The 20,582-nt window shown below is 69.2% G+C and carries 19 protein-coding genes and 3 pseudogenes; 14 read left to right on the top strand and 8 right to left on the bottom strand.

What is annotated here, in order from left to right:
* Positions 1-15 precede the first annotated feature (15 nt).
* Positions 16-315: a tail fiber domain-containing protein gene (locus SGA01_RS13385; protein WP_229918425.1), complete on the top strand. Its 300-nt coding sequence runs from the start codon at positions 16-18 to the stop codon at positions 313-315.
* A complete protein-coding gene (locus tag SGA01_RS13380) occupies positions 312-989 on the top strand; it encodes a 2OG-Fe(II) oxygenase (RefSeq protein WP_141296738.1) in 678 nt (225 codons plus the stop codon). Before SGA01_RS13385 ends, SGA01_RS13380 begins: the two co-directional genes overlap by 4 nt.
* A gap of 541 nt (positions 990-1,530) precedes the next feature.
* Here SGA01_RS13380 and SGA01_RS13375 read toward each other — a convergent pair.
* Positions 1,531-3,024, bottom strand: a complete 1,494-nt coding sequence (locus SGA01_RS13375; protein ID WP_141296737.1) for an MFS transporter — start codon at positions 3,022-3,024, stop codon at positions 1,531-1,533.
* Between the two features lie 146 nt (positions 3,025-3,170).
* On the opposite strand from SGA01_RS13375, the gene SGA01_RS13370 reads away from it, so the two are divergent.
* On the top strand, positions 3,171-3,611 hold the full coding sequence (locus SGA01_RS13370; RefSeq protein ID WP_055645678.1) for a MarR family winged helix-turn-helix transcriptional regulator: 441 nt from the start codon (positions 3,171-3,173) through the stop codon (positions 3,609-3,611).
* A 690-nt stretch (positions 3,612-4,301) separates the two neighbouring features.
* On the opposite strand, the gene SGA01_RS13360 is transcribed toward SGA01_RS13370, so the two are convergent.
* Positions 4,302-4,496, bottom strand: coding sequence for a hypothetical protein (locus tag SGA01_RS13360; protein ID WP_141296735.1), 195 nt, complete (start codon positions 4,494-4,496; stop codon positions 4,302-4,304).
* Between the two features lie 161 nt (positions 4,497-4,657).
* On the opposite strand from SGA01_RS13360, the pseudogene SGA01_RS43120 reads away from it, so the two are divergent.
* From SGA01_RS43120 to SGA01_RS13345, 3 genes and pseudogenes are all read left to right on the top strand, one after another.
* Positions 4,658-5,795: pseudogene (locus tag SGA01_RS43120) on the top strand (NsdA family TPR-like regulatory protein).
* Positions 5,792-6,316, top strand: coding sequence for a GNAT family N-acetyltransferase (locus SGA01_RS13350; RefSeq protein ID WP_229918428.1), 525 nt, complete (start codon positions 5,792-5,794; stop codon positions 6,314-6,316). The pseudogene SGA01_RS43120 and the gene SGA01_RS13350 overlap by 4 nt, the downstream one beginning before the upstream one ends.
* A gap of 591 nt (positions 6,317-6,907) precedes the next feature.
* Positions 6,908-7,795 (top strand): PhzF family phenazine biosynthesis protein, encoded by an 888-nt coding sequence (locus SGA01_RS13345; protein WP_141296733.1) that lies wholly within the window; start codon positions 6,908-6,910, stop codon positions 7,793-7,795.
* A 124-nt stretch (positions 7,796-7,919) separates the two neighbouring features.
* Here SGA01_RS13345 and SGA01_RS41905 read toward each other — a convergent pair whose 3' ends face one another.
* The gene (locus SGA01_RS41905) at positions 7,920-8,153 is read right to left on the bottom strand and encodes an Lsr2 family DNA-binding protein (RefSeq protein ID WP_229918441.1); all 234 of its coding nucleotides are present in this window, start codon (positions 8,151-8,153) and stop codon (positions 7,920-7,922) included.
* Between the two features lie 195 nt (positions 8,154-8,348).
* Between SGA01_RS41905 and SGA01_RS41900 the strand changes: the two genes are divergently transcribed.
* From SGA01_RS41900 to SGA01_RS13320, 5 genes are all read left to right on the top strand, one after another.
* Positions 8,349-8,711 (top strand): hypothetical protein, encoded by a 363-nt coding sequence (locus tag SGA01_RS41900; RefSeq protein ID WP_229918429.1) that lies wholly within the window; start codon positions 8,349-8,351, stop codon positions 8,709-8,711.
* Between the two features lie 33 nt (positions 8,712-8,744).
* Positions 8,745-9,182, top strand: coding sequence for a hypothetical protein (locus SGA01_RS13335; protein WP_141296732.1), 438 nt, complete (start codon positions 8,745-8,747; stop codon positions 9,180-9,182).
* 80 nt (positions 9,183-9,262) lie between these two features.
* On the top strand, positions 9,263-10,396 hold the full coding sequence (locus tag SGA01_RS13330; protein ID WP_141296731.1) for a metallopeptidase domain-containing protein: 1,134 nt from the start codon (positions 9,263-9,265) through the stop codon (positions 10,394-10,396).
* Positions 10,397-11,246: 850 nt separating this feature from the next.
* Positions 11,247-11,633 carry a protein NO VEIN domain-containing protein gene (locus SGA01_RS13325; RefSeq protein WP_167534078.1) on the top strand — a complete coding sequence of 129 codons (387 nt, stop codon included), beginning with the start codon at positions 11,247-11,249 and terminating at the stop codon, positions 11,631-11,633.
* Between the two features lie 1,096 nt (positions 11,634-12,729).
* Positions 12,730-13,179 (top strand): excalibur calcium-binding protein, encoded by a 450-nt coding sequence (locus tag SGA01_RS13320; RefSeq protein ID WP_141296729.1) that lies wholly within the window; start codon positions 12,730-12,732, stop codon positions 13,177-13,179.
* Between the two features lie 137 nt (positions 13,180-13,316).
* Here the strand turns inward: SGA01_RS13320 and SGA01_RS13315 are convergent, their stop codons facing one another.
* Together SGA01_RS13315 and SGA01_RS13305 are read right to left on the bottom strand one after the other, a co-directional pair.
* Complete coding sequence (locus tag SGA01_RS13315; protein ID WP_141296728.1) at positions 13,317-13,505, bottom strand: hypothetical protein; 189 nt, start codon at positions 13,503-13,505, stop codon at positions 13,317-13,319.
* A gap of 575 nt (positions 13,506-14,080) precedes the next feature.
* Complete coding sequence (locus tag SGA01_RS13305) at positions 14,081-14,461, bottom strand: winged helix-turn-helix transcriptional regulator (RefSeq protein WP_141296727.1); 381 nt, start codon at positions 14,459-14,461, stop codon at positions 14,081-14,083.
* 145 nt (positions 14,462-14,606) lie between these two features.
* On the opposite strand from SGA01_RS13305, the gene SGA01_RS13300 reads away from it, so the two are divergent.
* Positions 14,607-15,014 carry a RidA family protein gene (locus tag SGA01_RS13300; protein ID WP_141296726.1) on the top strand — a complete coding sequence of 136 codons (408 nt, stop codon included), beginning with the start codon at positions 14,607-14,609 and terminating at the stop codon, positions 15,012-15,014.
* Positions 15,015-15,981: 967 nt separating this feature from the next.
* Positions 15,982-16,119 (top strand): annotated as a pseudogene (locus SGA01_RS13295) (N-acetyltransferase); the annotation flags it as partial.
* 197 nt (positions 16,120-16,316) lie between these two features.
* On the opposite strand, the pseudogene SGA01_RS13290 reads toward SGA01_RS13295, so the two are convergent.
* From SGA01_RS13290 to SGA01_RS13280, 3 genes and pseudogenes are all read right to left on the bottom strand, one after another.
* Positions 16,317-16,718: pseudogene (locus SGA01_RS13290) on the bottom strand (transposase); the annotation flags it as partial.
* A 160-nt stretch (positions 16,719-16,878) separates the two neighbouring features.
* Complete coding sequence (locus tag SGA01_RS13285; protein WP_141296725.1) at positions 16,879-17,376, bottom strand: hypothetical protein; 498 nt, start codon at positions 17,374-17,376, stop codon at positions 16,879-16,881.
* A complete protein-coding gene (locus tag SGA01_RS13280) occupies positions 17,377-19,368 on the bottom strand; it encodes a pre-toxin TG domain-containing protein (RefSeq protein ID WP_141296724.1) in 1,992 nt (663 codons plus the stop codon).
* Positions 19,369-20,332: 964 nt separating this feature from the next.
* Here SGA01_RS13280 and SGA01_RS13275 point away from each other — a divergent pair.
* Positions 20,333-20,458, top strand: a complete 126-nt coding sequence (locus tag SGA01_RS13275) for a hypothetical protein (protein WP_308699049.1) — start codon at positions 20,333-20,335, stop codon at positions 20,456-20,458.
* Positions 20,459-20,582: the final 124 nt, after the last annotated feature.

The following is a 20,582-nucleotide window of genomic DNA, read 5'->3' as shown; positions in this document are numbered from 1 at the left end:
CGGGACGGCATCGCCGTGGCTCCGGTCAGCGCGGTCAACGGCTTCGCCGTCCTGGAGACCGTGGCCGCGCTGCCGGTCAGCACCTGGCGCTACGTGTGGGAGCCCGAGGACGTCCGTCACCTCGGGCCGATGGCCCAGGACTGGCACGCGGCTTTCGGCTTCAACCGGGACGACACCAGGATCCCCGTCGTCGACGGCCTCGGCGTGGCCCTGGTCTGTATCCAGGCGCTCCAACGCCAGGTGGAGGAGCTCGGGGCCGAAGTGGCCCGGTTGCGCGAGGGCGCGGCCATGGCCCCGTCCGAGGCGGGGCGATGACGGCGCGCGGTCTGTCGCCGGTGTCCACGGAGGCGATCTGGCGGCTTCCGGCAACGGTCTGCCGCATCACCGGGTTCCTGGGCGAGCGGGCGGCCGGCCTCCTGCTCGAGCGCGCCATCGCCTCCACGGGCGACCGGCTGAAGCCTTCTCTGGTCCGGGACCGGGAGCTGGCCCCCGACCTGCGCAAGTCCCGGTCGTGCCCCGACTTCCAGGCACCTGAGCTGCTGGCAGCCATCGACGACGTCCGGGAGGCCCTCGAGCACACGCTGGGAGTCGACTGCCGCTACACCGAGCCCAGTTACGGCCTCAACGTGCACAACGACGGGGACTACTACGGGCCGCACCAGGACACCAGCGCCGCGTACGCCCCCCGCCGTCTGCTCACGTTCGTGTACTACCTGCACCGCACGCCCCGGCCCTTCGGCGGCGGCGAGCTACGCGTCTTCGACGCCGCCCTGCCGCTGCACACCGAGACGACCGGAGCGTGGGAAGAACGTACCTGGCGGGACTGGGAACCCGAGCACGACAGCATCGTGTTCTTCCTGCCCACCGCCTGGCACGAGGTGCGACCGGTCGTGTGCCCCGGAAGGCAGCACGGGGACAGCCGCTTCGCCATCAACGGCTGGCTGTGCGCACCCGACCCCGCGCACCGCGGGGGCGAGGAGTGCCGGTGAGAAGCGGGCCAGAGCCTGATCCGCCGGACAGGGCCCAGTCGGCTCCACGGCTCGGGCGGGCACGGCCATGCGGCGGTCGGTCCCTTGGGCGCGCTCCTACACGGCCAGTCCTGTCCGTCTGCGGAACCCCACATCACAGTCGAAGCGGGAAGGGCAGAGAGCTGCCCGATCATGTCGACTCGAGCCGTCTGAGCGGAGCGGTCGCGCTCCGGCATCCGGGCGGGGACCGTCGGATGGGTCGCCGAGCGGTACCTCAAACCCTCGGTTTGCATGCAGCTCAACGACTGGGCCGAGCGCCGCCGCGCTCCTCGATTCAGGCCCTGCCCTCCGTCGCCCGGGCGGAACGCAAGGGGACATAGACCCCTCAAACGACGGGAGCGCGGCCACCGTCGCACCGAGGGGCGGCACAAGGGGAGGGTCCTCCTCCTCTTGCCCGATGTGAAGATTCGCCGGAGCGACGCTCGGTGAGGAGGTCGACACCCCAGGTGTCGACCGGACTCCGAGCGCCGCTCCGGCGAAGAGACCGCTACCAGGACGGCGACTAGGACACCGGCTCCTTCTCGGGAGCGGGGGCGGCGGCCGACGGCGTCCCCGCAGCCGGGTGGGTCGCCGCGCGCGCCCGCAGGCCCAGGCCCGCGATCACCGCGACCAGGGCGAACGCCGTGGCCCCGATCCAGAACGTGAGGGTGAAGCCGGACTCCGCCGGCAGCGGCGGGACGCCGGCCGGGAGGTGCTCGATGGTCTGCGAGGCGAGGATCGTGGTGACGACCGCGCTGCCGATCGCGCTGCCCGTGGAGCGGGAGATGGAGTTGATGCCGTTGGCGATGCCGCTCTGGTGGTGCGGGACGCTCGACATGATGACGGCCGGCATGGCCGCGTAACCGAAGCTGACGGCCGCGCCGACGACGATCCCCGCCCCGATCACCGACGCCGTGTGGCCGTGACCGAGGGCGAGCCAGGCGAAGCCGACAGCGCCGAGGCCCGCGGCCAGGGCGAGGGCCGTGCGCGGTCCGCGGTGGCGGACCAGCTGGCCGCCGATCGGTGAGGCGAGCAGCGAGACGATCGCACCGGGCAGCAGGAACTGCACGGAGGCACGCAGGATGGACGCGTCGAAGCCGTAGCCGGTGAGGGCCTCGGGCATCTGGACGAGGTAGGAGACGCCCAGGAAGTTCGCGAACATGCCGAAGCCGACGAGGATGCCGGCCAGGTTGGCCATGAGGACCGGGCGGTGGACGAACATCTTCATGTCGACGAGCGGTTCGCGGACCTTCCGCTCCACGAGGACCCACACGACCGCCATGACGGCAGCGCCGGCGAAGCTGCCGAGCGTCCGGGCCGAGGCCCAGCCCCACTCATGGCCCTGCGAGATGGGCAGCAGGAGCAGCAGCAGCGTGATGCCGAGGGTCAGCGCGCCGAGGAAGTCGGTCCGGCCGCCCGTCTTGTGGCGGGTCGCGGGGACGAGGAACACGACCGCGAGCAGGGCGAGCGCGGCGAAGCCGGTCGCCATCCAGAAGGCGCTGCGGTAGTCGGCGTCGGAGCCGGAGGTGAGCAGGCCGGTCGCGACGAGCGCGAGGCCGCTGCCGAAGGCGAGGGTGCCGCTGACCAGGGACATGGCGCCGGGCAGCTTCTGTGGCCTGACCTCTTCACGCAGGACGGAGAGGGCGAGCGGGAAGATCGCGGTGGCGGCGCCCTGGAGGACGCGGCCGAGGATCAGCAGGGGCAGCGAGGTGGCGAGGGCGGCGACGACGGAGCCGACGACCATGACGCCGAGGACGGCGACGAGGGTGGGCTTCTTGCCGTGCTGGTCGCCGAAGCGGCCGAGCAGCGGGGTGAAGACGGCGGCGGAGAGCAGCGTGGCGGTGGTCACCCAGCTCACGTTGGCCGTGGAGGTGCCGAGGTCGGTGCGGATGAGGCCGAGGATCGGGACCGGCAGGGTCTGCATCATCGAGACGACCATGGCGGCGAGACTCAGGGCGAAGACGATGACCGTCTCGCGCCGGGCATCGGCGGCGGGCGGTGTGGGGGCATGACTCATGGCAGGGAGGGCCTTTTCCGGTGACGCGGGAGCTTCAGATCATCGATGTTTGATGTCATCAAGTACTTCGCCGAAGGTAGACCCAGATACTTGAGGTGGTCAAGTAAACAATTGATAATGTCAAGTGTTCTGAGTAGGCTCGACCCATGAGCACGACGACCTCCGGGACCCCCACCAAGCTCCAGCTCATGGAGCTCCTCGCCGCCATCGGCACGGCCCAGTGGCGCGACTTCGCGGCCGCCGCGGCCCACCACGGTCTGACCTCCACCCAGGCGAAGGTCCTCGCACAGCTCAACGGCCCGCTGCCGATGCGCGCCCTCGCCACCCTGCTCGTGTGCGACGCGTCCAACGTCACCGGCATCATCGACCGCCTGGAGGCCCGCTCCCTGGTACGCCGCGAGCCCGATCCCTCCGACCGCCGCGTCAAGAACGTCGTGGCCACCGACGAGGGCCGGGACATCATCCGCCGCGTCCGCGAGGAGATGCAGGCCACCAGCGGCGCACTCGACACCCTCGACGCGGCCGAGAGCACGACCCTCTACGACCTGCTCGCCCGGCTGCGCCCGGGCATGGAGAAGAGCGCCTGACCGGGGCGGCCCAGTCGTGCCGCGGTATGCGAGCCCGACGCCTCAGCAGATCGTCCGGAAGCGCTCCCCCGGAGCCGCGTCCTGCCACTGGCCGGCGGTCATCGCACCACCGGTGATCGAGCACAGCGCCGTCAGCCACTTACGCGGACCCACCAGCACAGAAGACAGCCCGACGTCCCGGAGCGTGAAGAGGCGGTCCCCCACCCGGCCGCCGGAGGCATCACGCCGACCACCCGACCACCAACAGCGCGGTGCCCGAGGCGCACACGACCGGCCCCGACTGAGCGGTGAAGCGGTCCGTGCCGCTGCCGCACCGCTCGCGGCTCCTGACGAGAATCATGGGCGCATTCCTTCGGGTCGCGCCGCTACGGCGGCGGCGAGGGGACCAGCGGACGGCATCGCCGCGCGGTTGCGCAGCGGTCTCAGGGTTCCGGTACGGGGGCGGGCAGCGCGGCGAAGGTGCGGTCGAGCGCTCGGTGCAGTGCCTCGACGAGCTGGGCCCTGGAATGCGCCTGTCCCAGACCGGCACCGGCGCGGATCCATCGGGTTCACCTGGTCGATATGGCAGGCCGAACAGCGCTTCCTGCACCGCTACGTGCCCGAATGTCGGGACGACGACGAGGCTGATCCGGCGCTGCTCGGCGAGGCCGCGGAGGCGGTCCCAGCCCGGCCGGGACTGGGGCGCCTGCGTCAGCAGGCAGTCTCGTCCCCGATCGTGCCGTCGTCGACGATCGCCCAGCCACGTCCGGCGGCGACGGCGACCGCGGCCGCCAGCATTCCCCTCAGGACGTCGGGGTCGGGGTCGGGGTCGGTCGCGTACAGGGCGACCGTCGTGGCGGCATCGCGGCGTGCGAGGGCGGGCGGGTGCTGCTGGATGTCGGACACGGGGTTCGCCTCCCGAAGGCGGTTGTCGGCGTCTCATCCAGACAACCGCGCCCGGGGCTGAAGGGTGCATATCGAAGTGGCGCTCCTTGCCCGCGAGTTACGTAGCGAATTGACTGTTCCTTGACCTTCGCGGCGGTGCCGCCCGCCTCTACCGTGGAGGGATGCCCCATGTACGGAATGAGGTGTTCATCGCCTGGATGGCGATGAACGACTGGACAGCGCTCGAACTCGCCAAGGCCCTGAACACGGTCATCCGCGACGTCACGCAGCGGACCTCGGTGCGGGGCGAGCTGTCCGAGGTGACGGTGCGCAAGTGGCGCTCAGGCGAGACAACCTGGCCCCAGAGCAAGGCCAGGATGGCGCTGGAGCAGGTCAGCGGCCGCTCGGCGGCGGACTTAGGGTTCGCCCCGCCCGACCGCCGTAAGCACCGCGCCGACCCGGAGGACCCGGTGCTCCGCCGTACCTTCCTCACCGTCGCGTCCGCCGCCGGCGCGGCCGCACTGTCCGGCGCCGCCCCGTCCGTCGGCAGCGGCGACGTCCTGCGCCTGCGGCAGCAGCTCGACACCGTCAACGCCCTCGACGACCAGCGCGGCGGCCACGACCGGGTCGAGAAGGCCGCGCTCGCCGGCGCGGCGGAGGCCGTCGCCCTCCAAGGACGGTCCGCCACCCAGCGCACCCGGCGGAAGCTCTTCACCCTCGCCGCCGACTTCACCGCCACCGCCGCCTGGTCGTGCGTGGACGCCTGCCCTCGCCGCGGGCCAGGCCGCGAAGGCGACCGCCGTCACCCGGCGCGATCCGCTGTACGCGAGCCTCGCGCACGCCCGTACCGCCATCGCCCACGCACACCTGAACGAGGGTCACCAGGCCTTGCGAGCGCTCGACCTCGCTGCCGCCTCGCTCGCCAAGGCGGACCCGGACCTGCCCCGGTCGAGCTGGATCGCGTTCTACGGGCCCGCCGAGCTCTTCGCGCTCACCGCGATCGTCCGCGACCGTCTCGGCGACGCGGCCGACGCCGAGGCAGCCTCCTTCCAGGCCCTGGCTGTGTTGCCGGAGACGTTCCGCCGCAACCGGGCCCTCACCACCGCCCGCCTGTCGCTCGCCCAGCTCCACCAGGGGGACGTCGAGCTGGCAACCGTCACCACCGCGAAGGTCTTCGACGAGATGCGCGGCGCCCCGCTGCCCGGCCGTATGCGCTTGCTGCTCGGCGAGTTCCACCGCGACCTGATCACCCTCGCCCCCGGCTCCGCCATCGCCATGGACTGGGCCGACCGCTACCGCACCGAATGGAGCCGCCCGTGACCCCCGCCTACAACCTCCGACACTACGGACAGAAGGAGGCGGCCCGGATCCGGCAGATACTCCTCGACGTCCACGCCGACGCCTACGCCACCGAGACCGACGAGTTCCACGACCAAGAACGGTTCGCCTGGTTCGTCGACCACTGGAGCGGCCTGCCCGGCTTCGACTGCGTCATCGCCTACGACGGCGATGAGCCCGCCGGCTACGCCTACGGCGCTCCGGCCCTACACGAGCGGGAGTGGTGGCGCGAGTACCTCTCCCCCGCCCCCGACGCCACCGACACATTCAACCTGTCGGAGCTGATGGTCCGCCCGAAGTGGCGCGCCACCGGCTTGTCGGAACAGCTGCACGCCGAGCTCGTCGGCCAGCGTCCCGAACCGCTGGCAGCCCTCCTCGTCGACACCACCCACCCCCGCGTCCAAGCCCTCTACGAGAGCTGGGGCTACGAGAAGGTCGGCGAACGCCAGCCCTTCGCCGACTCCCCTCTGTACGCCGTCATGCTCCGCACACGGACCCCCTGACCAGCACCATCCCAACGACCCCGGCCGCCCGCTCCGGCCGCCGACTCCCTTCTGGTCAAGGAGGCCGCAGCCGGGACAACCACGTCCCGCGGTTGTCTGCGACGGCGGGGCACGGAGGGGTGCCGTACCGCGGCTTCTCGAAGCAGTGGCGTATCACCCGATCGTGGGGTCGTCGGCGGGGGGTTGCGCAGCGCGTGGCGGAGATCGGGGTACAGGCCGGTGGGGACGAGGTCGTGGGCGCCGTCGTGACGGACGCCGATGGAGGAGATGACGGCGGCGACGAGGCCGCGCCCGGGAAGGTGGGTGCACTTCATGCCCACCACGACTCCGGCCCGGCCAGGGGCGCGGTAGGAGTTGTCCGTGCTGTCCGGTTAGCCCGGTTGCGCGAAGAACCGGGTGGTGCTGCTCATCCCTCACCGTGATGGTCCATCCGGAAGCATCACCCTGCGCTGGCGCCGGTACGGACGAGGGAGGGGCCGATGCTGTTGGCGGGTGCGGCTTTCACCGCCGTAGGTCGTGTCCGGGCACGGAGCTCCGAGACGGTCCCCGTACCTCGGGAACTGCCTCGGGGCTCGGCGCCGTTCTCCCGGCATGAACTCCGTACGGAAAACCCCCGACGTCCTGCGTTACACCGCCTTCTCCGACGATCCCGAGGGAGGCAATCCCGCCGGAATCGTTCTCGACGCCACGGGCCTCAGCGACGAGGAGATGCTCGCGATCGCCGCCGAAGTCGGCTACAGCGAGAGCGCGTTCCTGACAGCGCCGTCCGAGCGAGCGGGCTCCGGCGCGTCGGACGCCGGGCGCGCGTACACCATCCGCTACTTCAGCCCCAAGGCGGAAGTGCCCTTCTGCGGTCACGCCACCGTCGCGACGGCCGTGGCCCTCGGCGAGCGCATCGGCCCCGGCGACCTGGTATTCACCACGCAGGCCGGGACCGTGCCGGTCACCGTGACACGCGAGGGCGGGGCACTGCGGGCCACACTCACGAGCGTCGAGCCGCACATCGAGGAGGTCGCGGCCGAGGACCTGGCAGAGGCACTCGCCGCGCTCGACTGGCCGGCCGGCGACCTCGATCCCACCCTGCCTCCCCGCATCGCCTTTGCAGGCGCCCGCCATCTGATCCTGGCTGCCGCGACCCGAGAACGCCTGGCCCACCTGGCGTACGACTTCGCCCGCCTGGAGGCCCTGATGCACCGGCTCAACCTGACGACGCTGCAGTTGGTCTGGCGCGCCTCTGCGGAGGTGTTCCACGTCCGCGGCCCGTTCCCGGTGGGCGGTGTGGTGGAGGACCCGGCGACCGGGGCGGCGGCGGCCGCCTTCGGCGCGTACGCCCGTGAGCTCGGACTCGTGCCCGAGGCGACGGTCCTCACTCTCCACCAAGGGGAGGACATGGGGCGTCCCGGTGTCCTCACGGTGGAACTGCGGGCGAGCGACCGGCGGATCAGGGTCAGCGGCGCAGGGACCCGCATCCCGGCCTGATCCAATCGAGAGGCCTTGACCGACAAGACGGTTGGGAGCCCGGCCCTGTGACGAGCGCAGGACCGGGGGCGTCGTCTGGGTGGGTGAGCGGTGCGAGGACGCGCGAACGGCGCTTCTGGCCGGTTCATCCGGGTCGAACTTCCGTGTTTCCGTTGGCAGTCGCTGCGGCTATCGGTTTCCGGCTCTTCCAGGCGTCGAGGATCGCGACAGGCAGGCGGGCGCGGTCGGGTACGTCGTAGCCGTTGGCACGTGCCCAAGCGCGGATGTCGTTCGTGTCTGCCGTCGTACTTGTCGGCGGCTGCGGCGCTGTGTCGATCGTTGTGGGTGGGGCGGGTGTTGTGGAGGTGAAGGGCCGCACACTCCGTCGGTGCTCCAGTGGGTCGACTTCCAGAAGGCCGCGCACGCCAGCGCGGTCGGCAAGAGGATGTGACGCAGGAAGTACGCCAGCTTCCTCGAAGTCCTGTCGACGAGCGAGAACGCCCTGCGCCAAGGCGTCTACCGCGAAGCGAACATCCTGCCGCCCGCGACCACGAAGGGCGACGGGGAGAAGCAGGTGAAGGTCGGCGCCCGGGACGTCGCGATCTGGCCCACCGCTGTCGAGTACGCCCGGGACAACCCGGAAGAGACGGTGTACTTCGTCAGCAGCAACGACCGGGACTTCACCAAGGGCAGTGCCGGGTACCCCTCCCCCATGGCCGAGGATGTCGCCGACCTAGGCAAACGCTTAGTCCACCTGACCAACCTCGAGGAACTGCTCGAAACCATCGCCCCCAGCGTCGCGGCCGACGAGGCCGACGTCCGCGGCCTCCTGGAGCTGCAGACCACGTTCGTGGCCGATCGCTCTCTTCAGGCCTGGGGGTCACTCGGGAAGAGGTCGCAGTTCCAGGTCACGACCCAGGACGGCGAGCGCGCGTAGGCCCAGGGGTGGCTGTTCGATGACAAGGTCACGGTGAAGCTCCTCGACGTGCGGGATATCGAGGCCTACCAGCTCGGTGACCGTGCCTGGTACGTCGCCACCGCACGCCGGCAGTTCGTCGGCACGGCCATGGTGGTCACCTCGTCCGTGCAGACGGTCGCATGCACCTGGGAGACCCGGATCCTGGCGCCGCTCCGGTCCGCAGACAACCACCTCCCGATCATCATCAAGGCTCACCTCCCGCAGGCGGCTGACGGGGACGATGTCGAATGGCCGCCGCTCCCGAACTATCAGGAGGTCGCACAGCGCATCATCGAGGCGGCCCAGGCGGAAGGACGCAACCCCACATGGGTGGAAGTGCTGATGGGCGCCCTTTCTGACGGATCCGGCACCGCGAGGCCGGCACCGCCCCCCTCGCGCTACGCCCGCTGGAGTGCGGGGGATGCGCCTGTGTGCGATATTGGCTGGTAGAGCCGGATGGGCTCGTCCCCGGGACGGCCGCCGAGCCTCTTGTGCCCGTCGAGTGATTCCACGAACCCGGGCTGGTTCTCATGGCACCCACACTCACTGACTTCGGCCACGCATCCATGCGGGTGCTGGGCAGGAAAGCCCTCGGATCGCGTCCGCTCCTCGTTCTCCTGCTGGAGTACGACGACAATGCGCAGGGCGACTTTCCGCGACTGGCCTCGGTGCACCCGCCCGCCTACTACGACCAGTTGTCCTTCGGACACCCCGACCCTCCGTTCTCAACGGACTCCCCCGTCAATCCCGCCGGGCTCGCAGGCTATGTCGAGGAATGCTCGATCGGTCGGTTCTCCCTCTTCAGAGTGGCGATAGACGGCCCGTTCCCCATGGGGCCGTTCGGGAACCCCGACGATTCGACGCACATACAGAAGGTCGCTCAGAAAATCATCGACTATTCGCCGTGGGCGTTCATCGGGATCGACGGGGACGCGTTCGATCTACTGGTCAGCAGCGACGAGCTCGTGGTGCTCGTCATCGAGAATATCCGCCAGCGCTTCCCGGCGAGTCGGCCCAACGAGCCCGTGTACGCGACGACCGAGCTCTTCGGAGGCCACCCTCCCGCCGAGGTGACCGTGACCCTCGCGGTGCAGATTGCCTTCGCCGGCCCCTTCACACCCTTCTACCAGATAGCGCACGAGGTCACTCATTCACTCGGCACCATCGACATGTACAACCCCGGCAGTATGAACTACCTGCTGACGCTGATGGGCGCGTACCCCTTCTACTCGAACGACCAGGCGACCGTTCACCTGGACGCCTGGCACAAGCTCCAACTCGGTTGGTGCGAGCCCCGGCTGGTCGAACTGCAGGCTCACGGAAGCGCGGATGTCGCCGAGATCTCCGCAGAGCGTCCGGACGGGGCCGTCATCCTCTGGCATCAGAATCATGGCGTGTCGGAGTACTTCCTCCTCGAACGTCGCAGAGCCGACGGGGCTCGGAAGTACGACCGTTCCTTCCCCGGCGACGGTCTGCTCATTTGGCACATAGACCCGGCACGCACGCCCATGAACCGAGGCACGCCGAACCTGGACGCCGGATCCAGCGGCGTGTGGGAAGCAGGGACACACACACCGCCCCTCCACTGGAGCGATGGAACCATGGCGGTCAGCGGCCTCACCTTCGCGGCCGGCCCCGACGCTTCCCTGCGCGTCACCTGGTAAGCAGGCCCGCACGGCGCATCGCGTCACGGGTGGCGAACGGGAGCGGCCCGGATCGGAACCGGTCCGTACACTCGCGCTGAGCGCGGAGGCCCGCATGCCGCAGAGCGCGTGCAGCCACCACAGCGGTGGGGAGCCTCCTTGTGGTCATTTCTGGTCGACGGCCTCTTGGGTCGGCCTGGCGCTCCAGCGTCTCTGGTCGACGGCCTCTTGGGTCGGCCTGGCGCTCCAGCCTCCGCCTGCCATGGGCCTTCGCCCGTCAGGCGCCTCTCGCTTGTCCCACGTAGGGAGGGATCGCGACTACGCGGAAATTCCCCGTTGTCGGGGTCAATGTCGATGTCGCGACCCTCGGTCGCCGTAGGAGTCGACCGCCACGACCTCGTCGCCTTCCGTCCGGTGCCGATCCGGGAGTTGCGGCCCTCGGTCACCGCCTCACCCGTTCTCGTCCGGTGGCTCAAGGACCACGGGTATTACTGGCCCGAGGGGATGCCGGCGACGGACCGGCGTGCCGAACTGGGCCTGGACAAGCCCCTGGTGCGGCTGCCCGGGCAGCGTTCCGGTGCCGGCGCACCATCCGGGTCCGGCCCGGCGGCGACTGGGCCGGACCCGGCCGTCCTGGGCAACTGCACAGCCCTGCCGACGCGGCCTGATGATTTGAGGGAAACTCGCCCGGGCGGTCGCCGCCGACCTGACCGCTGAGCAACTGGCCACCCCTGCCCACCCACTCGGGTCCATGCCACCGGTCGTCGCCAGAACCCGTAAAGCATCGGGCGCAGGGAGCGGAACTGGAGGCTACCGCGCCTCCACCCCCGATCAGGACAAGACCATAGCCATCGGTCTCGCCGGGAAGACGGTGGTTGGCGCCTGGCTACGGGAGCGGTTCGGAGTTCCCGAGGAAACCTCCTGGAAGTCCAGCCTGCGCTCCCATGTCCTCGCGGGCGGGCCGGGAGACGACCGGCTCGGCTACGACTTCCGCATCCACAACGGGGACCAGACATACCTCTACGAGGTCAAAGCGTCGGTCGGCAGCAGCGGCGAGGTCACCCTCGGCGACTCCGAGGTGGAGCGGGCCGCCCACCTCGGCACGGACGAGACGTACATCATCGTGTACGTCTCCGACGTGCTCGACCGCGAGCGCCGTCGCATCACCCCGCTACCGAGCCCCTTCGGCGCACCGGGACTGGCCGGCTACGAACTCCTCAGCGCAAAGATGCGCCTTCGCTTCACGCTTCCTGGGTAGTTCCCCACGCACACCCCAATTTGACGTTCCCGGAAGCCCGATCATCGCAACGTCATCGGAGGTCAAGGTGGGGAGGAGAAAAGAGTGCGCGACCAGCGGACGGGGTTGCTGTCGGCGCCTTCGGTGAGCCAGGAGCCTTCGCCGAGCGGCTGGAGCTCGTTCGGGTGTGCGGGAATGCACCGGGCGGCGCTTCCGCGCACGGCATCGGCGAGCGGCCTCAACTCATGCGGCTCGCAAGCTTGTTCAGTTCTGGGAGGTGACCGCTTCACCGAGGGTTGTTGAGCAGGAACTCGAGGTCGCCGTCCGTCGAGGCGAGCGGCGGAGCGACGACCAGGCCCTCCGTCTTCGGCTCGCCCGCACCGATGAACGGGTACAGGAAGACGCCTCGCTCCTGGCTGCCTGCATCAGGGGCCAGGGCTGCCCGCGGCGACTACCACGCAGTACACGAAGCCCAGGCCGCGCACGTTCGGCGCGGCCAGCAAGGTCGGGCAGGCTGTGCCGGGCCGCCGCCGGCCTCGGGTCCGTCCCGGGCCTGAACGCCAGAGCCGGGTTCACCCACAACCTGACCACCCCGCCCACGCCCCCGTCCAGGGCGAGGAACTCACGCTCGACGAGCCACGCCACCTGGGCCCGCAGCTTCTCCACGGGTCGCCAGCTCCTGGACCTGGACAGTGAAGTCGAACCGCACTGGTGCGTCGCCCTCAAGGAGGCACGCGATCATCACCACCAGTCGCTGCGGGTCGGAGCCCCTGTACTGCTTGCCGCGCTCGTGCCGGTGCAGGTAGCCGGGGGGCCAGCACGGCGAGGCCGTGGTGATCCCGCAGTTGCATCCGCAAGAGGTCCTGAGCGAGATCCGCCCGTCGTGGTGTTCAGGACCTGCCTCAACGAGCAAGCACATTCAGCGGATGCCCTGGAAGCCCCGGCCCAGGCCATGCCGCCAGGGCCGCTTGGTGCATGGGCCGGGCACCCCCGGCCGCTGGACTACGAGATCGCAGCCACACAGCGTGATGCCCATTCGGCCTACTGTCACACGCTCCGTGCGTGGACCGCTCCTACCGTGGGGTGACGCTTCGCAGACCACTGAGGAGGTCTTCCCATGAGCAGTCGCAGCGTGGTCGCCGGCATAGCCCTGGCCATCGCCTCTGTCGCACCCTTGTCCGGCGTCGCTCACGCGCAGGATCTCGACTGCCGGAACTTCCGCTTCCAGGAAGATGCCCAGGCAGAGTTCAACCGCGACACGAGCGACCCCAACCGGCTCGACGAAGACCAAGGCCCCGATGACCACATCGCCTGCGAAGCACTGCCCAGCCGCGCCAGCACGGACACCGTGCAGCCGGTGAGCCCGAGTGCCACCGCCACCCCGCCTGCGGCTCCCGTCGTTCCGGCCCCCGTCGTTCCGAGTCGCGGTACCCGGGCGGGAATCGGCGGAACATCCGGACCGTCCGGTCTCAGTCTGGGCATAGGCCTCACCCTGGCCACCGGTGCCGCTGCGGCAGGCGGCTACCTCACAGCACGCCGCCTGCGCCGCGGATCGAAGCAGGCCTGACCGTTGATGCCGATCTTGAATTTTCCCCACTGCTGCTCTTCACCTCAGTTGGTTCACGAATTGAACCAACTGAGGAAGGGCACGGTGTGGGTGACCCGCAGCCTCTGATTCGCCGGACGGAACCCGCGCCTGTCTGCTCAACGCCAACCGGTGTACCCGTCGGAGTGCCCTCCGCCACCCTCGCCCCGCGTGAGGCCGTAAAGGAACAGCCCCAGCACGATCAGCGCGAGCAGCACGGTCCAGAACCTGTCTGGGAAATCCAGGGAACCCGGGCGCCGTGGGGAAACGTCGCCCTGGCTCTCAGTGTCGCGTTCCTCGTCGCTCATCCCGCCCCCCGTCCATCCATACTCATGGCACTGCTCCATGCGGCCGGTGTCAAGCCCGTTCACCTGTACCCACGTGGGCGCACTGGCGAGTGCACGAACAGGGCTGGCTTCACGTCATCCTGAGACTGGCCACCTGCCGCAGCCAGAACGCCGGAAGCAGGCTTGACCGCGACCGACGAATCGCTGCGCGAGTCGATCGCCGGGCGTCGGCGATCGGTGGCCCGGTACCGTGAGTCGAGGTCGGTGGCTTCGGAGACAGGGACGGTCCGATGGGCGGTTCACGGCGTGGCTGTTGCGGCACGTGGCGGCTCAAGGGACACCTGTGAGCGCGCAAGGCTGGCCTCCGCCGATCCAGATATTGGCATGTAGGCCCGGACCGGCCGCAGACCTTCACCGATCATCTGGAGGGCGGCGGTGCCACCGAAACGGCGCTGCAGAGCCTCACGGACGCCTGGATCCGCTACGCCTCCCGCTGAGGGCCCTCAACCCTGCCGGCCCCAGATTTCTCGCCGAGGCCGGCCCGTCGCACCGCCCCCCAAGATGCCCCGGCCACTGGCGACGCGCGCGCCCATCTGTCAGGCGTCGAAGCGGTGGCGGGACGCCTCGATATGACCGAGGTACCGGTGGGTCCAGTCGCACAGTCCGTCGATCGTCACCCGCAGGGCCTGGCCCGGTTCGGTGAGGGTGTACTCGACCCGCGGCGGCACGACAGGGTGCACCATCCGCTCGACCAGACCGTAACGCTCCAACATGCGCAGGTTCTGGGTAAGCATCTTGTGGCTGATGCCCTCGATCTCGCTCCGCACTTCACCGAAGCGCAGGGTGCGGTCCCCCAGGGCCTCGATGATCAGGAGCGCCCACTTGTTGGCGACGTCCGAGAAGATCTCCCGCGCCAGGGAGTCCGCGCGCCTGAGGTCTGCTTCGTCGGGCGAGCCCGTGAACTGCTTGGTCACCATCAGGTTCCCCAGTCACCGAAAAGTGCGTTCTTCCATGTCAGCGGCCACTCTCCTACGGTTCCTGAGTAACCACAAGAGAGCAACCGTCTCGTGGGCTTGATGTCAACGGACTCACGGGCGCTCACAACAAGGGGAGGCACGCGGCATGGCCATCATCCTGGTGAACCCAAGCGGATTGCCGGAAGTCGACGCCTACCGGCAGGTGTCGATCGCGACCGGATCGAAGTTGGTCTTCATCGCCGGACAGGTCGCCTGGGACGTCAACGGGGTCACCGTTGGTAAAGGCGACCTCGCCGCCCAGGTCGAGCAGTGCTACCTCAACGTCGGCGCCGCCCTGGCGGAGGTCGGCGCTTCCTTCGACGACGTGGCGAAACTGACCATTTACGTCGTCGACTGGACGCCCGGCAAAATGTCTCAGCTCATGGACGGGATCGCCCGGGCGGCCACGAAGCTCGGAGTCACCCCGGTACCGCCGGGCACACTGTTGGGCGTCGCGGCTCTGGACATCCCCGAGCACCTGGTCGAGATCGAAGCCACCGCCGTGATCGACTGAACAGAGGCACCCGCCCGTGCGACGGAACCGGCAGTACTCCGTCGAGATCGAGCCGCCCTCCGCCCGGGATTCTTGTCGATGTCGCCCTTGGCGGCGAGGGCCTCACCCTGGCATACCACGTTCACGGAGGGGACCAGTGGGCACGACCCAACCTGGTGCGCGCGACAACGACAGGCGGGGCGGAGAAGGTCGCCATCCACCCGCACTACTCCCCTTGCTGACCTGGTCGAGCTGAGGGCAGAGCACGGAGTGTCTGTCGACGAGGTGCTCGACGATGTCGCTCTCTGGGGTGCGCAAAAGCTGGTCCGGGTTCCATCCGAGGACGTCTTTCTGCAGGCCCACCATCTTGTTGTGCAGGGTCTCGCGGAGCTCTCGCTGCGCGAACAACGGCGATGGTCGGTAGGAAGTGTCGGCGTGCGGACTTCTCTCCCCAGCTGCGTCCGGACGAACGTCCCCCGTTGTTCCTGATCCTGGTGCGCCATGCTGGCTCCATGACAACTAAGGGGTGGGGCATAGCGGCCGTAGCCTGGAGTGTGCTTGCTGTGCTGTTTCTGGGGATACGGTGTCGGCCGGGGCTCTCGGGCTCGTGCGGCTGGGACTGGCTGGGGATGAGGTCCGGGTTCGCCTTTCGCAGTGCCGGCTCGAAAGCAGTCGAAGTGGAAGCCACGTTGAGTGCTCGGGTCGGCTTGTGGGCGACGTGAGCATGAACACCGTGACGGTGCGTCATGACGGCAAGCGAGGGGACGTGGTGCCCGCGGCCAGAACGCCGTGGGGAACCTTTGAGGTGGTGGACAAGAGCTTCGCGTCGTGGGGGACGGCAGTTCTGTATCCGCTCCTGCCTCTCGTCGCGACGGCGGTGACGTCCTATTTCGCGTTGAGATCCGGCCGTGGAGGGAAGAGGCAGACCGCGCCAAGTGCCTCGTGAGATTCCTATGCCACCTCCGTCTCTCGCTCGAAATGGCTGGACAGCGAGGTCGAGCAGGCCCTCTACGAGCTGGTGCCGCAGTGGATCGCCGCCGACTGGCCGTTCGAGCAGCCGCGCTTCCTCGGCCGAGAGATCTCCTGGTCGGACTGGCTCGCCCTGCCGAAGCACTCCGACGCGTAAGTAAATCCGGCGCGAACGGCAGGCCGTCCCAACGACCTGACCGCGCCGGGGGTCCCGAGGCCGGCCAATGCAGTTGCCTTAGGGCTCGCCCAACGATTCAGACGCGATCGTCCTGTCCCGGAAGGACTGGAAGGCATTCCAGCGGGCCTGGGCATCGTCTGCGAGCAGCTCACCGTTCGAGCAGTCGAAGGGGCGGCAGCCTGAACCTGCTTGTGAGAGCGGTTGTGCTCCTCTTTCCAGGCCGGGAGTTCGGCCGGGCCGCGCTCGCGGCGGTGAGGGATCACAAGTCCCGTGCCCAGATAGCCGCCGTCGGCGATCGTGAATGTCCTGCCGACGGCGGCTTTGGCGCCGGACTCCTCCCACGCCTTGCAGTCGTTGTGGTCGCCGGCCAGCGGCTGGCCAACCACCACGACCATGCGGGTGTCGGCGTCGATCACGACCTGATGGTTCGTGGAGTACCGGCAGTTCTTCGGTCACGGCGTGATCGCGGGTGGGCACGAGGGTGCCGTCCACGATGAGTACGGTGCCCTTGGCAAACCTCCTCTGCGGCTGGAACGCGAGCATCGGCCCAGATGGTCGATGATGCGACCCGCCGCCGACCCCGGCCGAGCCGGTGCGAGCCCGGTCCGAGCCGGCTCGCACGACGACAACGACTGCCGCGTGGAGCCGTCAGGCGTTGTCGACCGGCAGGACGACCATCTCTAGCGCCCCGATTCGCCTGGGCCCCGGCCGGCGGTTGTCGGCCGGGGCCCGCCTCGGTCAGCCGGTCTCACCCCACCAGGCGGGAGACACGCTGAGGCTCCACAGGTCGCCCGCCCCCTGGGCGTCGACGTCCACCCGGACGATGAGCCGCACACCGGACTCGGGGACCCGATAGCGGCGGAAGTCGGTGGCCGTCGCGTCGTCGTCCGGTTCGAACGAGTAGCCCAGATCGTTGATCGCCACGGTCAGGTCCTCGAAGCGCACCGAAGAGGCGAAGGCGCCGTATGAGCTGCGTAGGGCCGCCGGCACGGCCGACTCCACGTCCCACCTCAACCGGTGCACCTGCACGCTGATTCCGAAGCAGGGCCAGGAACCCTGCGCCTCCTCGAACGACAGCTCCACGAGCCCGTAGTCCCGGCGCATGAGCCCCGCGTCCACGTCGTCGACGTAGTCGGCCCCCAGCCGGTCCGCCCACTCGGCAGGCTGCGTGCCGATGCCCATGCCCAGAACATCGCCGCGGGTGGCCACGTGGGCGTAGAAATCCAGGTCGGACATCTACATCTTCTCCATTGCCTCGATCAGCGCCCGCAGCTCGGCCGTCCGGTCGTTGCTGAAGCGCCACTGCGGGTTGCGGCCTTCCTTCATGGCCTTGGCGCTGGACTCGAAGACCTCCTTGGCTCCCTTCGTCACCCTGATCATGTCCGCGCGCGTCTTGGGGTCGGACTTGATCGCCGCGACGACGGCATCGACCTGCTTCTGGGTGGCTGTGCCGCGCGACAGGCGGATCGCCTCGCCACGGATGCCGCCCTTGCCGTCCGGACGCAAGGCCACTTCCATGCCGTCCTTCATGTTGACGTGAGCGCCCTTGGTGACCCAGTCCTGGTCCACCTGACCGACGTGGTCGATCTCCAGGCTGCACTTGTTCTTCTTGGCATTGTGGACCAGGACGGGCGTGCTTCCGGCGAGCACGTAGTAGGTGTGCAGCCGGGCGACGGTGAGGTTGTGGACCGTCTGCTGCCCGGTGCCCGTCGCGACCGCGGTGACCCGCACCGGCTTGCTCGTGTCGGTCCGCAGCCATGTTCCAGGAGTGAGGTCGACGGCGTCGCTCCACACGTCGGGGCCGACGGTGCGGAACGGGTGACGGTCGGTCGCCGTGACGGTGTCCGTGTGGTCGCCTGCGTCGCCGTCGGTGTCGACGGTCAGGGTGACCAGGCGCTTCTCCCCCGAGCCGGTGATCAGGTCGGTCACGGGCTGGGGCTCGGTGAGGCCGGTGTCGGGGTCCGTGGCCAGGACCTCGTCGCCTTGTCGTACCGACTCGATGGACACGGCGGCGCCCGTGGCCATGAGGACCCGGGTTCCGGCCGGGAAGCTGTTCCCGTCGACGCTGCCGGCGACGCAGGTGGCCTTGCGGGCGTCCCGCACGTCGTCGCCTGTGAGGGCTTTCTTGCCGATCTTGAGCCAGCGCAGCACGACCAGCGCGCCCGTGGCCCGGTCCAGCCCGCTCAGTTCCTCGTCCGTGGCGAGGTCCTTGCCGATGACGGCCTCGACGATGCCCTTGCCGTCCCCGATACCGGGCAGGAGGTCGAGGAGCAGGCCCATGCGCCGCTGCTGCTCCTCGGCGTCGAGCCCGGAACCGCCGGAGCTCCAGGCGTCCTTGATGTGGGAGAAGTCGAACTCGATGCCGGGCAGCTCACGGAGCTTCTCGGCACCCTTCTTGATGCCCGGGACGTGCTTGTTGAGCTCCTCCATGCCCTTGTTGGCCTGGCCGACCCCCCGGTTCATCTCCTCCATGCCCTTGTTGGCCTGGCCGATGCCCCGGTTCATCTGGTCCAGCGCACCGTTGACCTGGCCCATCGCCTTGTTCATGTCGTCGAGGCCACGGCTCATCTGGCTCAGACCGGCGTTGATCCGGTCGAGATCCTCGCCCATGCCCTTCAGGCCGTTCCTGAGCGAGGTCGCGGCCTTCTGGAACTCCGGATCGCCGACGATGGCCGCGAGTGCGAAGATCACCTGAAGGAACGCGACGGTCACCTCCGCGAGCATCACGATCGTCTGGATGGTCTCGTTGACCTTCGCCAGCCGGTGGTCGACGTCCTTCTGCGCGGCCGCGTACGCGGCGTGGATCCGTTTCTCCGCCTCGGCCCGCGTGGCCGGGTCGGTGATCGTGGCCGGGTCCTGCTTGACCGCCTCCTTCAGCTGCTCGAACCCGGCGATCTCCTTGCGCAGGTTCTTGAAATGCTGCTCGGTGTCCTTGTGCAGGTAGTGGATGCCGTACGCGGCAAGGCCCACCCCGGCCCCGACGCGGACGGCCTTGTCGGCGAACTCCCGGTAGCAGGCGGGCTTCTCCAACAGCGGCTTGGCGCCGCACCCGGAGTACTTGGCGGCCGCCTTCACGATGGCCGCGATGCGCTCGGCCGCGGAGGCCGCCGCCTGACGGTTCTCGATGCCCGTCGCGGCGACTGCGGTCTTCTCCCCCAGGCCCAGGCAGAGAAAGACTGCCAGGAGCGTGAGAAACGCGGCAGCATGCCGCGTCGTACGGTGGTGCATATACGTCCTATGTCGAGGGCCCGCGCATGCGTCACGGCTGGTCGACCGGCGACACGGACCCAGAGTCCTCGGACGAGAACTCCCCCTTGAATTACCGAACGGTAGCTTAAGGGGTGTCCCGTGACTGGGCAGCGCCCTGTTGCCGATCCCGGATCGGACCGTGTCAGTGGCTGGTGACAGGATCGAGAGGTGCTGATCAAGGCATATGACGTCGGCCCGTTGGTGCCGGGCGAGTCGCTGCTGGTCCACCCGGGCTTCTGGTCGAACTACCTCTTGTCGATGTGTAGATGGCGGGTGTGCCGAGCGCCCGGTTCCGGAGTGGTTCGGCGAGGACGGCGCCGATACCGATGCCCTGTCCGAGGTCCTCTCCCCTCCAGCGTCGGCCACGACTCCTGCCAACCCCGCGCCACCAAGTGGACCGAAGGCATCTGCGGCGAGGCCGCCCCGTACTGGCCGACCGAGCTCACTGTCACCCAGCCCGCGCCGATCACCTGAAGCGCGCTGACGGCAACCGGGTCACGCTGGTCCACGTTGGAACACCGGCTCTTCCCCAGTCGCCTGCCACGACTACGGCTGCCCGTCGTGGCCCACGGACTGCGGCACCGTCAACCCCTCCGCCCGCAGCCACTGCGACAGGTGACAGGCGCGACGGCACTATGCCCGCCGAGCTGTTGGGCGACCGCAAGGCGGGGTTCGAGATGACCTACGAGGAGTGGATCGCCACCCAGGTCGGTCCCCGCGTCGGCGGCGGCCGGTACGACCATGGCCACGCCGGAAGCATCTGCGGGGTCCTCGCGATCGAGCGCGGCCCGCGCCCGCTCGGTGTCTGGCCCGGGTGGGAGATCACCGTCCGGTTCGAAAGCGACGGCCGGAAGAGGACGCACTGCACCGGCTGGGACGTTCGAGGACCTTCGTCCGCTTCCATGACGGACGTGCGCACCTTCCGCAGGGCACGCCCCTGTCGGTGGCGGACGACGAGCAGCGGCAGGAGTTCAACCGGCTGTGGCGCCGCGAGAACCAGGAGCCGGACTTCACCTATCCCCCGCTGACGTACACCGTCAGCGAGAGCGACTTGATGCCGCCCGTCTGAGCGCGTCACGGGGCGGGCGCCACGCCGCCGGTCGACGGCCAACGCCAACCGTGCGTACGGCAGGACGGACCGTCCCACCGGTCTTCGGCCGCAAGGTTCCGGGGGCCGGCTCCGGGGAGAGGCG

Source organism: Streptomyces gardneri (assembly GCF_006539185.1).
GTDB classification, from domain to species: Bacteria; Actinomycetota; Actinomycetes; order Streptomycetales; family Streptomycetaceae; genus Streptomyces; species Streptomyces gardneri.
Note: the sequence above shows the minus strand (reverse complement) of the source record. Positions and strands in the feature narration are given on the sequence as shown.